11 protein-coding genes and 1 pseudogene are annotated in these 14,065 nt (G+C 69.4%); 8 read left to right on the top strand and 4 right to left on the bottom strand.

The features are described 5' to 3' along the window. Positions 1 to 320 precede the first annotated feature (320 nt). Positions 321 to 545 (bottom strand): annotated as a pseudogene (locus EV384_RS37410) (transposase); the annotation flags it as partial. A gap of 88 nt (positions 546 to 633) precedes the next feature. Here EV384_RS37410 and EV384_RS26990 point away from each other — a divergent pair. Both EV384_RS26990 and katG read left to right on the top strand, forming a co-directional pair. Further along, complete coding sequence (locus EV384_RS26990) at positions 634 to 1,062, top strand: Fur family transcriptional regulator (protein WP_130337634.1); 429 nt, start codon at positions 634 to 636, stop codon at positions 1,060 to 1,062. A 23-nt stretch (positions 1,063 to 1,085) separates the two neighbouring features. Then, the gene (gene katG, locus EV384_RS26985) at positions 1,086 to 3,362 is read left to right on the top strand and encodes a catalase/peroxidase HPI (protein WP_130337632.1); all 2,277 of its coding nucleotides are present in this window, start codon (positions 1,086 to 1,088) and stop codon (positions 3,360 to 3,362) included. A 254-nt stretch (positions 3,363 to 3,616) separates the two neighbouring features. Here katG and EV384_RS26980 read toward each other — a convergent pair whose 3' ends face one another. Continuing rightward, positions 3,617 to 4,555, bottom strand: a complete 939-nt coding sequence (locus EV384_RS26980; RefSeq protein WP_130337630.1) for a helix-turn-helix domain-containing protein — start codon at positions 4,553 to 4,555, stop codon at positions 3,617 to 3,619. A gap of 104 nt (positions 4,556 to 4,659) precedes the next feature. On the opposite strand from EV384_RS26980, the gene EV384_RS26975 reads away from it, so the two are divergent. Next, on the top strand, positions 4,660 to 5,721 hold the full coding sequence (locus tag EV384_RS26975; protein ID WP_130337628.1) for a saccharopine dehydrogenase family protein: 1,062 nt from the start codon (positions 4,660 to 4,662) through the stop codon (positions 5,719 to 5,721). A gap of 48 nt (positions 5,722 to 5,769) precedes the next feature. On the opposite strand, the gene EV384_RS26970 is transcribed toward EV384_RS26975, so the two are convergent. Further along, complete coding sequence (locus EV384_RS26970; protein WP_242624313.1) at positions 5,770 to 6,792, bottom strand: integrase core domain-containing protein; 1,023 nt, start codon at positions 6,790 to 6,792, stop codon at positions 5,770 to 5,772. 214 nt (positions 6,793 to 7,006) lie between these two features. Then, entirely contained in the window at positions 7,007 to 7,867 is an 861-nt protein-coding gene (locus tag EV384_RS26965; RefSeq protein ID WP_130337626.1) for an SAM-dependent methyltransferase, read from the bottom strand. A gap of 295 nt (positions 7,868 to 8,162) precedes the next feature. On the opposite strand from EV384_RS26965, the gene EV384_RS36465 reads away from it, so the two are divergent. The 5 genes from EV384_RS36465 (at position 8,163) to EV384_RS26935 (ending at position 13,976) form a co-directional block, all read left to right on the top strand. Next, positions 8,163 to 9,260 carry a CapA family protein gene (locus EV384_RS36465; protein ID WP_130337624.1) on the top strand — a complete coding sequence of 366 codons (1,098 nt, stop codon included), beginning with the start codon at positions 8,163 to 8,165 and terminating at the stop codon, positions 9,258 to 9,260. 129 nt (positions 9,261 to 9,389) lie between these two features. Further along, positions 9,390 to 10,073 (top strand): hypothetical protein, encoded by a 684-nt coding sequence (locus EV384_RS37405; protein WP_423202920.1) that lies wholly within the window; start codon positions 9,390 to 9,392, stop codon positions 10,071 to 10,073. 130 nt (positions 10,074 to 10,203) lie between these two features. After that, positions 10,204 to 10,929, top strand: a complete 726-nt coding sequence (locus EV384_RS26950) for a hypothetical protein (protein ID WP_130337622.1) — start codon at positions 10,204 to 10,206, stop codon at positions 10,927 to 10,929. Positions 10,930 to 11,741: 812 nt separating this feature from the next. After that, positions 11,742 to 12,686 carry an RNA polymerase sigma-70 factor gene (locus EV384_RS26940; RefSeq protein ID WP_130337618.1) on the top strand — a complete coding sequence of 315 codons (945 nt, stop codon included), beginning with the start codon at positions 11,742 to 11,744 and terminating at the stop codon, positions 12,684 to 12,686. Between the two features lie 93 nt (positions 12,687 to 12,779). Beyond that, positions 12,780 to 13,976 carry an NAD(P)/FAD-dependent oxidoreductase gene (locus tag EV384_RS26935; protein WP_130337616.1) on the top strand — a complete coding sequence of 399 codons (1,197 nt, stop codon included), beginning with the start codon at positions 12,780 to 12,782 and terminating at the stop codon, positions 13,974 to 13,976. Positions 13,977 to 14,065: the final 89 nt, after the last annotated feature.

Raw genomic sequence — 14,065 nt, 5'->3', positions numbered from 1 at the left:
TACTCCAACCGTCAGCATAATTGCAGGTCAGCAGCCATCCTGATCATGTAGTTGGGGTTCAACTCGCCCTCGGACACAAACTGAAGTCCAACGGTGCGCGCCAAGATCAATCATGGCGCGCATCGTTTCTGTTTCTGGCGTATAGATGAGTTTCAGGCCAAGGGCGCGGGTAGGCCTCCGTCTTCTGGTCGGGGTCGGCTCCGCGCAGGCGTGGATGGCCTGGCCTCGCTGGTGCGCTCATGGGGTGGGGGCTTCGGTTTGGTGAAGGCCGTCCCGGCGCACCTTCCGCTGCTGTCCGAGATGCCGGCTGGCGGCCGGGTTGGAACGGCGATCTCCACCGGGCCGGCATCCGTCAGCGTCGTCTTGGCCCGCACGTCGTTGCGGGAGTTCCCGCTCTTCTTTCCTGCCGGGTCGCCCTTGTCATGGCCCGGGTGGTCGGTGATCTCACCCTCGAGCGCCGATTCCAGGATCCGCTTTGTGAGCTGCTGCAGCAGTCCGCCATCGCCGGCCAGCTGCGACCCAGCCGCCCGGGTCTGCTCGACCAGCTGGGCGACCGGGTCTGCGTCGAAGGTGTGCGGGTCGAGGTCGAAGCAAAACTAGATTCATTCCAAAAGAGTGGACTATGTTCATCACATGACGCCCGACTTCGAGACGCAGCTGCGGGCGGTCTCGTTGCGCGTGACCCGGCCCCGGTTGGCGGTGCTCGCAGCGCTGCGCGACCACCCGCACGTCGACACCGACACGGTGATCGCCCTGGTACGGGCGGATCATCCCACGGTCTCCCACCAAACGGTGTACGACGTACTGCGTGCGCTCACCGACGCCGGTCTGGTGCGGCGCATCCAGCCTGCCGGTGCGACCGCCCGCTACGAGTCCCGGGTCGCGGACAACCACCACCATGTCGTGTGCCGCTCCTGCGGCGCGATCGCCGACGTCGACTGCGCCGTCGGCCACTCTCCCTGTCTCACCGCCTCCGACGACCACGGTTTCGCGGTCGACGAGGCGGAGGTCGTCTACTGGGGCACCTGCCCCGACTGCGCGACCGATCGCACGCCCCAGTGACCCGCCAGTTCGGAAGGAAGCAGATGAGCGACACCCAGGACAATGGTCCCTCCAGTGCGCAGGGCGTGGACCAGAAGGCGGCGGCCGGCTGCCCGGTCGCGCACGACTCCGTGACCGCGCACGGCAGCGAGAGCGAGAACCCGGCGATCGACTCGCCGACCCCGAAGACCGGCGGTCGTCCGCGCACCAACCGGGACTGGTGGCCCAACCAGCTCGACCTCTCGGTGTTGCACGCCCACTCGTCGAAGGGCAACCCGCTGGCGGAAGGGTTCAGCTACGCCAAGGAGTTTGAGAAACTCGACGTCGAGGCCCTCAAGCAGGACATCACCGAGGTCCTCACCACCTCGCAGGACTGGTGGCCGGCCGACTTCGGCCACTACGGCGGTCTGATGATCCGGATGAGCTGGCACGCCGCCGGCACCTACCGCATCGAGGACGGTCGCGGCGGGGCCGGCGACGGGGGTCAGCGTTTCGCGCCGCTCAACAGCTGGCCGGACAACGCCAACCTCGACAAGGCCCGCCGGCTGCTGTGGCCGGTCAAGCAGAAGTACGGCCAGAAGATCTCGTGGGCCGACCTGCTCGTGCTCGCCGGCAACGTCGCCCTGGAGTCGATGGGGTTCAAGACCTTCGGCTTCGGCTTCGGTCGGGAGGACGTGTGGGAGCCCGAGGAGATCTTCTGGGGTCCGGAGGACACCTGGCTCGGCGACGAGCGCTACGCCTCCGAGAAGGAGATGGCGGCCGGCGTCGGGGCGACCGAGATGGGTCTCATCTACGTCAACCCGGAGGGCCCCCGCGGCAACGCGGACCCGGCTGCGGCGGCGCACTTCATCCGCGAGACCTTTGCCCGGATGGCGATGAACGACGAGGAGACCGTCGCCCTCATCGCCGGTGGCCACACCTTCGGCAAGACCCACGGCGCGGGCGTTGCCGACGACCACGTGGGCCCCGAGCCCGAGGGGGCCCCGCTGGAGGCGCAGGGCCTGGGCTGGCTGAGCACCTACGGCAGCGGCAAGGGCGGTGACACGATCACCAGCGGCCTCGAGGTGACGTGGACCGACCGGCCGACGCAGTGGAGCAACCGTTTCTTCGAGATCCTCTTCGGCAACGAGTGGGAGCTCACCACGAGCCCCGGCGGCGCGAAGCAGTGGGTCGCCAAGGATGCCGAGGCGATCATCCCGGACGCCCACGACCCGTCGAAGAAGCACAAGCCGACGATGCTCACGACCGACCTGTCGCTGCGCGTCGACCCGGCGTACGAGAAGATCTCGCGCCGATTCCTGGAGAACCCCGACGAGTTCGCGCTGGCGTTCGCCAAGGCCTGGTACAAGCTGCTGCACCGCGACATGGGTCCGGTCAGCCGCTTCCTGGGACCGTGGGTCGCCGAGCCCCAGTTGTGGCAGGACCCGGTGCCGGCCGTCAACGATGGACTCGTGGGTGACGCCGACGTTGCCGCCCTCAAGGCGAAGGTCCTGGAGTCCGGCCTCACGACCGCCCAGCTGGTCTCCACCGCCTGGGCCTCCGCCGCGAGCTTCCGGCACACCGACAAGCGTGGCGGCGCCAACGGCGCGCGGATCCGTCTCGAACCGCAGCGCAGCTGGGAGGTCAACCAGCCCGAGCAGCTCGCGACGGTCCTGGACACCCTCGAGGGCATCCAGCGGGAGTTCAACGATGCCGGCGGCGCGAAGATCTCGCTCGCCGACCTGATCGTGCTGGCTGGCTCGGCCGCCGTCGAGAAGGCGGCGCGCGACGCCGGCATCGAGGTGACCGTGCCGTTCCGCCCCGGCCGCACCGACGCCACTCAGGAGCAGACCGACGTCGAGTCGTTCCGGGTCCTCGAGCCGCGCGCCGACGGATTTCGCAACTACCTGCGTCCCGGCGAGAAGACCCAGCCGGAGGTGCTGCTCGTCGACCGTGCCTACATGCTGAACCTGACCGCGCCCGAGATGACCGTCCTCGTCGGCGGCCTGCGCTCCCTCGGGGCCAACTCCGGCGGCGCGCAGCACGGCGTCCTCACCGATCGGCCCGGTGTGCTCACCAACGACTTCTTCACCAACCTGCTCTCCCCGGGCACCCGGTGGAAGGCGTCGGAGTCCGACGAGCACGTCTACGCGATCCGGGACCTGGCCACCGATGAGGTGAAGTGGACCGCCACCGCGGTCGACCTCATCTTCGGCTCCAACTCCCAGCTGCGGGCCCTCGCGGAGGTCTACGCCAGCCAGGATGCCCGCGACAAGTTCGTGGCCGACTTCGTCGCAGCCTGGACCAAGGTCATGGAACTCGACCGGTTCGACCTCGCCTGACCCGGCTCCAACCGACAAGCCCCGGTCGATCCAGCAGCGATCGACCGGGGCTCGCCCACCATGGGATTCGGTCATCTGGGCCGGGCATCACAGTTAGCCGGGCGCCAGTTGTAGTTGGCCACAAATGGCGATCATGGATTCGTGGTCGACGTCAGTCCTCGGACATCAACCGAATCCCCACTGTGGGCGCCAAGATCGATGATGGCGTGCACCGTTTGTGTTTCTGGCGCGTAGTTTCAGGCCGACGCCGAGGGTCAGGCGCTGCGGAAGGTGCGACGGTAGGCGTCCGGAGGTACACCTACGGTGCGGTGGAAGTGTCGGCGCAGCGTCGTGGCGGTTCCCATACCAGCCGCCTGGGCGATGGCGTCGATGCTGTTGTCCGTGTTCTCCAGCAACTCCTGGGCCCGGCGGATCCGCTGCGTTGCCAGCCACTGCAGCGGGGTGGTGCCTGTTACCGACCTGAAGTGGCGGGCCAGGTTGCGCGAGCTCATATTCGCCTGGCGAGCCAGGTCCTCCACGGTCAGCGGACGGTTCAGCCGTTCCATCGCCCACGGGAGCAGGTTGGCAAGGGGATGGTCGTCGCGGGCGGGCACCGGGGTGGTGACGAACTGGGCCTGGCCGCCGGCGCGATGCGGGGGCACGACCAGGCGGCGGGCGACGGCGTTGGCGACCGTCGAGCCGTGGTCGCGGCGGATCAGGTGCAGGCACAGGTCGATCGCGGCGGCTTTGCCAGCGGAGGCGAGCACGTTGCCGTTGTCGACGTAGAGCACGTCCGGGTCGACCTTCACCCGGGGATAGCGGGCGGCTAGCGCCTCGGTGTGGGCCCAGTGCGTGGTCGCGCGCAGCCCGTCCAGCACCCCGGCGGCGGCCAGCACAAACGCACCGGTGCACAGCGAGACCATCCGAGCGCCCGCCTCGTGGGCCGCGCGGACGGCGTCAAGCAGGTCGGGTGGCACGTCCGCGTCGATGTCTTCCACGGCAGGGATGATCACGGTGTCGGCGCGGGCGAGTCGGTCCAACCCGTCGTCAGGTTCCATCCGGAATCTGCCGATCCGGACCGGGCCCGGGCCGCAGACCACGAGGTCGTACCACGGGTCTGCCAGGCCGGAGGGGTCGCGGACGAAGACCTCGCAGGCCATGGCGAGCTCGAAGTGCAGCATCGCGTCGGTGGCGGCGAGCGCGATAGTGGCCATGTCCGAAATTGTATGGGGCATGGCGTTCCAGACACTGCTCCGGGTCGGCCGCTGCTGAGAGGATCTCCTCAGTCGATCTTTCGAGGAGCACGGAGGAACTGCAGATGGGTTCTGGTCAGACCGTGGCGGTGTTCGGTGCGTACGGACACACCGGGCGGTTCGTGGTGACGGAGTTGCGCGATCGCGGGTTCGTCCCGCTTCTCCTCGGTCGCGAGGCGGGCAAGCTCCAGGCGCTGGCGGTGTCGCATCCGGGGCTCGAATACCGGGTGGCGTCGGTCGACGATCCGGCCTCGCTCGACCAGGCATTGAAGGGCGCGGCCGCGGTCATCAACTGCGCCGGCCCGTTCGCCTCGACCGCGGCCCCCGTGATCGAGGCCGCCCTGCGCACCGGGATCCCGTACGTGGATGTGGCGGCCGAGATCGAGGCCAACCTCGACACGTTCACGCACTTCACCGACCGCGCTCAGACCGCGGGCGTCGCGGTGGTCCCGGCGATGGCCTTCTTCGGCGGACTCGGCGATCTGCTGGTCACGACGGCGATGGGCGACTGGATGGCGGCCGACGAGGCGCACGTCGCGTACGGACTGAGCAGTTGGCACCCCACGGCCGGGACCCTCGCCTCCGGCACCGTCTCCCGGGAACGGCGCGATGGCCAACGTGTCCGCTACACCGGAGGCCGGCTGGAGTATTACGTCGCCGAGTGCGACCTGCCGACCCTGGAATGGGACTTTCCCGCTCCGATGGGCCGCCGGACCGTCCTCGGCGAGTTCACGATGGCCGACGTCGTCACCGTCCCCAGCCACCTGTCCATCCCCGAGGTGCGCACGTACATGACCACGGACGCGGCCAAGGACCTGGCCGCTCCAGACTCACCCGCACCGACTGCGGTCGACGAGCTGGGCCGGTCCGCGCAGACGTTCACCGTCGACGTCATCGTGCGCTCCGGCGACACGCAACGACGCGTCGTCGCCAGCGGCCAGGACATCTACGCCATCAGCGCACCGCTGGCGGTCGAAGCGGTCCATCGCATTCTCGGCAGTCAGACGAGGACGAGCGGCGTCGCCTCCGCCGGCGAGATCTTCGACGCGCCCGACTTCCTCCGCGCGCTGTCCGCGCACATCTCGCTCGAGCCGCGCCAGGAGTCTCGCGCGCCACAGTTCGCCTGATCGCCCTGTGGGGTTCCAAAACGCTGTCACCGGTGGTGAGCTGGACTTCTATGCTGCTCGTTCGTACTCGTTGATGAGCCCTGCGAGGACGGGCCGGCGCTTGATCCGCTCGTGTGTCAGGTCGACGGCGGGACGGTCGGATCGTGGGGGCTGCAGCGCCAGGGCTCGATGTGGCCGTCGCCCGTTGTAGTGGCGGGCGTACTCGCCGAGCGTTTGGCGTAGGTGTCGTTCGCCGAAGATGAGTATGCGGTCGGTGACCTCGCTGCGGGCGGTGAGGACGAACTTTTCGGCGTAGGCGTTGGCTCGTGGGCTACGTGGTGGGATCTTGCATACGGTGATGCCGGAGTCGGCCAGCACGGCGTCGAAGGCGGCGGTGAACTGCCCGGCCCGGTCGCGGATGAGGAATCTGAACTGCGCGGCCCGTTCGCCGAGGTCGATGAGCAGATTGCGGGCTTGCTGCGCTGTCCAGGGCCCGTCCGGATTGGCGGTGACGCCGAGGATGTGGACGTATCGGCTGCCGACCTCGAGCACGAAGAGCACGTACAGGCGCTTGAGGGTGAGCGCGCAGTCCACGTGAAAGAAGTCGCAGGCGAGCAGGGTCGAGGCCTGAGCAGGCAGGAACCACCGCCAGGTGGTGTGGTCACGTCGCAGCGGCACCGGCGGTACCCCGCAACGTCGGAGGATCCGCCGGATGGTGGACGCGCCGGCGCGGTCGCCAAGGCCGAGCAGCTCACCTTGGATGCGCTGGTAGCCCCAGCCGGGATTATCCCGGGCCATCTGCTCAATCAGAGCGGTGATGGCCGGGTCGATCGATGGGCGCCCTGGCCGGTTTGGGTAGGTCCAGTGCCGGGCGACCAGCCGGCGATGCCAGGCAAGGACCGTGGCGGGGGTGACGAGCCGGTGCATCTTCAGAGCGCGGGGGAGAAGCCTGATCAGGGCGCTGAGCTTAGCCCGGTCGGCCCAGTCCAAACGCGGCCTCGGGTTGGCCCGGCGTAGCACTGCGTTCTCGTGGCGGAGGACCAGGATCTCCACGTCCTTGGCCGCACTGGTCTCGGCAGCAGGGTCAGCCACTCGGTGATGCGGCAGAACACGAGGTAGAGCATGCGTAGCGACACGAGCTACGATCCTGCCCGACAGCAGTGCAGGCATTGCGCCTGATCAACCACGGTAAGCGGGTTTTGGCGCCCGACAGGGCGGATGAGGTTTTCTGCAAGGGCAACGCCCACCGCCGGGAGACCAGTTCAGGATGCCAACGAAGCAGCATCTCTCTACGCTGCCGAGTCGGTCAGGGTTTGCGGGCGACGCCTCCGTAGACGGAGGCGTCGGCGGCGGACGGGCGCGGCTGCGGCTCGTTTTCGGCCCGCCACTCTGCCACCGGACCGATCCCCGGAGGCGCCAGCTCGAGCCCGTCAAAGAAGCGGGCGAACTCATTGCGACTGCGGAACCGGATCGGGCCGTGCCGGCCGCTGGTGGCAGCGGCGTCGGCCTCCCTCTTTTCCTCTGGCGGCATGAGATCGGTGGTCACGTTGGTGACAGCCAAATAACTGCCCGATGGCAGCGCGTCGAGCAGCCGGGTGACGATCCCGTACGGGTCCTCAGAGTCGACGATGAAGTGCGTGATCGCGATCAGCATCAGCGCCACCGGTTGGGACAGATCCAGGGTGCGCAGCAGGTCCGGATGATTGAGGATCTTCTCCGGCTCGCGCAGGTCGGCGTCGATGTAGGCGGTGGCGCCTTCGGGAGAGCTGGTGAGCAAGGCGCGGGCGTGGGACAGCACGATCGGGTCGTTGTCGACGTAGACGATCCGCGAATGCGGGGCGATGGACTGTGCGACTTCGTGAGTGTTGTCGGCGGTCGGGATTCCGGTGCCGATGTCGAGGAACTGCCGGATCCCCGCCTCTTTGGCCAGGAAGGTAACGGCGCGGCGCAGGAAGTAACGGTTTTCCAACGCGGCGATGCGGACGGCGGGGAAGGCTGCGGCGATCGCGTCGCCGGACTCCCGGTCGGCCTGGAAGTTGTCCTTGCCGCCGAGCCAGTAGTTGTATCGGCGGGCCGGATGCGCCACCGACGTGTCGATCCGCGATGACGCCAGCTCCGCGGCGACCGGCGAGAATCTCGACTCTTCGCTGCTCACAGGTGCCTCCATCGGCTCTGATGTCTGCCGGAGCCGGACGCGGCGGTCCCGACCGGTCCACTTCGGCCACGCGCCCTCATCGTAGTGCCAACCCGTCCCACGGTGCCCACCCGCGGCTGCAGCGCCCGCTGCCTCGCCGGTGGTGTGTCTCCCCGCCGGGGCCCCCTTGGGTCGGGGCCTTTCGTCGATCGACCGGCCGAGGTGGTTCCGGCGGCAGGAGCCAGGTCTGGTGAACCTGGGTCGATGATTCCGGAGGTGGTGGCCGCCGGGTAACGGGGCGTCGCCCGGAGCGCGTACCCTCGGCCGGGTGATCCGCAGGACGGCGCTCACCTCGCTGGCGGCGCTGACGGCGGTCGCGGTCGGCGTCGGGCTGGCCGGATGCGCCGCCGGATCGACCGGCCCGGCGCCGGTCTGGCGTGGGGCCACGCCGGGTCCGACGTCGTCCGCCACCGGCACCGCGACGCCGGAGCCGAGCGCGCCGGTCGAGGTGCGGCTGGCCTTCGCCGGTGACGTCCACTTCACCGGTCGTACCCTGCGCCTGCTCGACGATCCGGAGACGGCCTTCGGGGCGATCGCGTCGACGCTGCGCGACGCCGACGTCACGCTGCTCAACCTGGAGACGGCGGTGACCGACCGGGGCACCCCGCAGCCGAAGACGTACCACTTCCGGGCTCCGAAGACCGCCTTCGCGGCGCTGCGCGCGGCCGGGGTCGACGCGGCGTCGATCGCCAACAACCACATCCTCGACTACGGCCAGCAGGGGCTCTCCGACACCCTCGACGCCGCGAGGGAAGCCCAGTACCCGGTGTTCGGCGCGGGCCGCGACGCCGACGCGGCGTATGCGCCCTGGTTTACCACCGTACGAGGGCTGCGGATCGCGGTGCTCGGCATGTCACAGGTGCATGACCTGGCCGGGTCGTGGCGGGCGACGGACACCCGACCGGGGGTGGCAATGGCGTTCGATCCCGCCCGGGCCACCGCCGCGGTGCGTTCGGCGCGGGAGCAGGCCGACCTGGTCATCGTCTTCATGCACTGGGGCGTCGAGGGCAATTCGTGCCCGAGCGGGGAGATGAAGACGTTCGCCGGCAGGCTGTCCGAGGCCGGCGCGGACGTCGTGGTCGGTACGCACGCGCACACGCTGCTGGCCGACGGCTGGCTGGGCCAGACCTACGTGCACTACGGACTGGGCAACTTCCTCTGGTACGGCAATTCGCACAGCACGGACTCCGGCGTGCTGAACCTGGTTGTACGCGACCGGACAGTGGTGGACAGCCAGTTCGTCCCGGCGACGGTCTCCGGCAGCGGCCGGCCGGTGCCGGCCACCGGGGTTGGCAAGCAGCGCATCCTCGACAAGCTCGCCACCGCACAGCGGTGCACCGGCTTGGCGGCGAAGCGCCCCGGATAGCGCGGCGGACAGCGCCTGGCCGCCCCCACCACATCGAAGACCTCATCGACAAGATCAAAAAACGCAACGCCGACATCGCTACCGCGAAAGCCAGCCCCGACCCCGCCCACCCGCGCCAGCGTGAGAGGAGTGCGACCCACCGGGCCTGCCACCATCGCGCGTATCCGCGCGACCCTTCGCAAGGCGTTCAACGACGCCCTCGCCCGCAAAGTGGTCAGCGGCATCCCGAACCCTGCCGCCCTGGTCAAGACCTCCAATGCTCGGGCCAAGCCGATCGTGTGGGAACCGGAACGGGTCGAGAGGTGGAGGGCCACGGGTGCGGTCCCCGGTCCGGTCATGGTCTGGACCGACAATCTCCTCGTCCAGTTCCTCGACTACGCCGCCGACCACGACCCCGACCCCGACCCCGACACCGTCGCCGTGCTCACCGCCTACAAGGCCCGCCGCGCCGCCTGGCGCCTCGCCGCTGGCACAGACTGGCCAGACACCAAACCGTTCTTCGTCCGCCCCGACGGCAAGCCCTGGCACCCCAACGCGGTCCCCAACGCGTCCGCCGCCTCGTCAAATGAGCCGGGCTGCCACCCATCCGCCTGCACACCCTGCGCCACGGCGCCGCCACCCTCGCCCTCGACGTTGGCGTCGACATCAAAGTCGTCTCCGACCAACTCGGCCACTCCACCACGACACTCACCCGCGACACTTACCAGAGCGTCGTCAAGCGGCTGCACCATGAAGCCGCAACCGCCGTCGCCGGCAGGATCAAGAAAAAGCGGCGCCGTACCGCTTGAGCGACCGACCTGGGTGATGGGTTGAAATATCGGCTCAGGGGGCCTGCGGTACTTTCTTCACCAACACCGATCGGTGAACAGGTGGAGTTCCTGCCGCGTTGCCGGACGTCCTACATGAGGCGACAGCCGTTATCCACATTGGAGGCCATGATTCGATGAGTTCCTACACCATCACCATCGCCGCTGACGATCCCAGTCGAGCGATCACAACCCTGAAGGTCGAGGTGAACGACACCACCCCGCGCATCACCGAACTGGTGGTACGCGCCGGGCAGGGGGACGGGCTGACCGCGGGCCAGATCCCCGCGGTCGACCTGGACCTGCTCTTGAGGGCGATCGCGCCCGCCGCCGGTGGACGGCAGGCGATAGCCACGCCGCCGATTGCCGTATCCGACGAGGCGCCCGCAGCCGGCGCCGTGCCCATTGACGACGGTGAGCCCGCCGCCGAGCCGACGGCGGTCCAGCCCACCGCCCCTAACACGGGTGCGGATGAGCCGGCTACGAGTAACCGTGAAGGCGCTGGAGCGGTGGACGTCGTGGTGCCCAAGCAGGCGTCACCGGCGACCAAGGCAAGCAAAGCGAAGAAGGCCACCCGGGCATCAGGCGCCGGCGCGACCCACAGCCGAGCGGGCAAGCCGAAGACCGCAACGGGCGCCAAGGCCACGACCACGGCGGCGAAGGCCACGAAGCGGAGCGCCAAAGGCGGATCCTCCGGGGGCGAGGGACGGGTGTACCGGCGCTCACCGGCCGATCTCGAAGCGGTCTACCAGCAAGCCGGGAGTGTGACTGCCGTCGCCGACCACTACGACGTGCCGCGGCACACCGCCCAGGGGTGGATCCGCACGCTGCGCCGCCGGCAAGCCGGACCAGTTCCTGAGTAGGGGAGCCGGGTACCGGGTCGGAACGGGCCAACAGGGGTGTCGCTTCAGGGCGTGGGATAGAACCTGACGGCGGCGGTCGCCGTGCGCGACAACCCCAGCAGCTCCCGTGCCATGCTTCCGCGCCATTGGTTGGCGGTACACCGGCCGGCGACGGTTCGAGGACCCGGTCGGGAAGAGCGTCGAACAGGTTCGCCGTATCCGCAACGCATCGAACGCAGCGTCTGCGCGTAGCTCGCCGAAGTCCACGTTGCCAGAGCCAGAGCCTGATGTCAGTCCCCCGGAATCGTGGCCTCCACGCTATCGGGGGAACCTCACCGCCGGGCGAGGGCGGTTCATGCCGGAGGCGGATGGCTGCCTGGGCTACTCCTGCCGAAGTAGCAGGTGAAATCCCGGCCCGGCCCGGGACTGCAGTGCACCACGTAAAGCGACAGCTCGGCTGCATACCTGGCCCGGCACGGGCTGACGCCACCAGCGATCCGCTCGTACACGACACGGGTTGACTCGCCCAGCTCATCCGCGAGGGGTAGATGGGGTGTGTCAGGCGTGCCCTCGTACTCCTTGATCTCGGTGATCGTGTTCGACTTGTAGTGCTTGGCGTTGGACTGCTGGCCTACCGTCGGCGGCCCACCAGCAAATCGCCGCGGCGCCCAACGCAATGCGGATTATGCCGTGGGACGGCAGCGGTTTGCTCGGCGGCCACCAAGCCTCGCGCCAGCAGCTGACAGCAGCCGGTCTGGTTGGGTGCGTCAGGTGGGGAATATTCGGAAAAGTCCGTGCCTGTTTGCCACCCCCACCCGCCTAGGATCGGGGCCATGCCCTTGACCGCGAACGACGTCGACCGGTTCGAGGCCTTCAGGCACCGCCTGGAGGCCATCGCCTACCGCCTCCTCGGCTCCGCCGGGGAGGCCGAGGACGCCGTGCAGGAGACGTTCCTGCGCTGGCAGGCCGCCGATGTCGACCGCATCGAGGTCCCCGAGGCCTGGCTGACGAAGGTGCTCACCAACCTGTGCCTCAACCAGCTCACCTCCGCGCGGGCACGGCGCGAGACCTATGTGGGCCAATGGCTTCCCGAGCCGCTGCTCGCCGGGGACCCGATGCTCGGCCCGGCCGACACCGCCGAGCAGCGCGAATCGGTCTCGTACGCGGTCCTCACCCTCATGGAGCGACTCTCCCCCAGCGAGCGGGCGGTGTACGTGCTGCGGGAGGCCTTCGACTACCCGCACCGGGAGATCGCCGAGATCCTCGACATCACCGAGGCCGCGAGCCAGCAGATCTTCCATCGCGCCAAGAAGCACGTCGCGGACGGCAAGGCCCGCACCGAGATCGACGAGGCCGCCGCCCGGCGGATAGTCGAGGAGTTCCTCGCGGCCGCCACCACGGGCCAGACCGAGCCGCTCGTGCGGCTGCTCACCGAGGACGCGATCTCGATCGGCGACGGCGGCGGGAAGGTCCCGGCCCGAGCCAAGGCGTTCGAGGGCGCCCTCGCGGTCGCGAAATTCCTGCGGGGCCTGTTCAAACCCGGCGAGGCCAAGCGCGCCATGGTCGGCGGCGCGCCGGAGGTCTACGCCTGGACCGCCAACGGCGACCCCGCCGTCGTGGCGGTCGTCTCCGGCCGGGTCGTCGGCGTCATGTGCCTGGAGGTCACCGCCGAGGGCATCGCCGCGTTCCGCAACCAGGTCAACCCCGACAAGCTGGAGCGCGCGACCGAGCGGTTCGCGGCCTCCGACCACGGGGAACCGCTGTTCAAGGCCTTCTGACCCTCGTGTGAGGTGCTTCACATCGCGTTCCTGTCAGGAAACGGCGGGCCGCCCGGTTCAAGTGGCGAACCCGCAGCAGACAGGAGCACGGAAATGCAGCACCGCATCATCGTCCTCGGAGCCGGATACACCGGAGCCATCGCCGCCGGCCGCCTCGCCAAGCGGCTGCGCCGCGAGGACGTCGCCGTCACCCTCGTCAACGCCGAACCCGACTTCGTGGAGCGGGTCCGGATGCACCAGCTGGCGGTCGGCCAGGACCTCAAGCCCCGGCCCTTCAGCGAGATGTTCGCGGGCACCGGCGTCGAACTGAAGCTCGCAAAGGTCACCGGCGTCGACGTCGACCGCAAGACCGTCGCCGTCATCGACGCGAACGGCGCCGAGGAGCTGGAGTACGACACCCTCGTGTACGCCCTCGGCAGCGGCTGGAACGCCCAAGGCGTCCCCGGCACCGCCGAGCACGCCCATGAGATCGCCAGCCGCCCCGGAGCGCTCCGGCTGCGCGAGCGCCTGGCCCGCCTGGAGGCCGGGCACACCGTGACCGTCGTCGGCGGCGGCCTCACCGGCCTGGAGGCCGCGACCGAGATCGCCGAAGCCCGCCCGGACCTCGACGTCGCCCTCGCCGCCCGCGGCGGCCTCGGCGACTGGCTCTCGCCCAAGGGCCGCGGGCACCTGCGGAAGGTCTTCGACAAGCTCAGCATCACCGTGCACGAGCACGCCGCCGTCACCGGCGTCGAAGCCGACCGCGTCACCACCGCCGACGGCAAGGCCATCCCGGCCGCGGTCACCGTGTGGACCACCGGCTTCGCGGTCCACCCGATCGCGAAGGCGACCGCCCTGGAGGTCACCGGCGCCGGCCAGATCGTGGTCGACGGGACCATGCGCTCGGTCTCGCACCCCGACGTGTACGCCGTCGGCGACGCGGCCTACGCGATGGGACCGGGCAACAAGCCGCTGCGGATGTCGTGCGCCTCGGGCACCCCGGTCGCGTGGCAGGCCGCCGACGCGATCGCCGCGCGCCTGACCGGCGGGAAGCTCCCGAACATGCCGATCCGCTACTTCAACCAGTGCATCTCGCTGGGCCGCAAGGAAGGCGTGATCCAGTACGTCACCGCCGACGACCGCACCGTCCGGGCGGCACTGACCGGACGGCTCGCCGCCGTCTACAAGGAACTGGTCTGCAAGGGCGCCGCCTGGGGCGTCGCGAACCCGACGCTCGGGATGCCGACCCGGCGCCGCCGCGTCGCGCGGGAGCGGGCCACGGCGGGCTCGGCCGTCAAGGCGCTGCCCTAGTGCACGCGGCGAAGCGGGCGCCCTCGATGCGAGGGCACCCGCTTCGCTGTCGGTCCAGGCGGCGACGATCGCCGGGGGAAGGTCCTCGG

The sequence above is a fragment of the Micromonospora kangleipakensis genome (assembly GCF_004217615.1).
Taxonomy (GTDB): Bacteria; Actinomycetota; Actinomycetes; order Mycobacteriales; family Micromonosporaceae; genus Micromonospora; species Micromonospora kangleipakensis.
Note: the sequence above shows the minus strand (reverse complement) of the source record. Positions and strands in the feature narration are given on the sequence as shown.

Excerpts from the sequence above, each read along its gene's own strand:
- EV384_RS26990 (WP_130337634.1), top strand. The coding sequence starts at position 634 with ATGACGCCCGACTTCGAGACGCAGCTGCGGGCGGTCTCGTTGCGCGTG.
- katG (WP_130337632.1), top strand. The coding sequence starts at position 1,086 with ATGAGCGACACCCAGGACAATGGTCCCTCCAGTGCGCAGGGCGTGGAC.
- EV384_RS26980 (WP_130337630.1), bottom strand. The coding sequence starts at position 4,555 with ATGGCCACTATCGCGCTCGCCGCCACCGACGCGATGCTGCACTTCGAG.
- EV384_RS26975 (WP_130337628.1), top strand. The coding sequence starts at position 4,660 with ATGGGTTCTGGTCAGACCGTGGCGGTGTTCGGTGCGTACGGACACACC.
- EV384_RS26965 (WP_130337626.1), bottom strand. The coding sequence starts at position 7,867 with ATGGAGGCACCTGTGAGCAGCGAAGAGTCGAGATTCTCGCCGGTCGCC.
- EV384_RS26950 (WP_130337622.1), top strand. The coding sequence starts at position 10,204 with ATGAGTTCCTACACCATCACCATCGCCGCTGACGATCCCAGTCGAGCG.
- EV384_RS26940 (WP_130337618.1), top strand. The coding sequence starts at position 11,742 with ATGCCCTTGACCGCGAACGACGTCGACCGGTTCGAGGCCTTCAGGCAC.
- EV384_RS26935 (WP_130337616.1), top strand. The coding sequence starts at position 12,780 with ATGCAGCACCGCATCATCGTCCTCGGAGCCGGATACACCGGAGCCATC.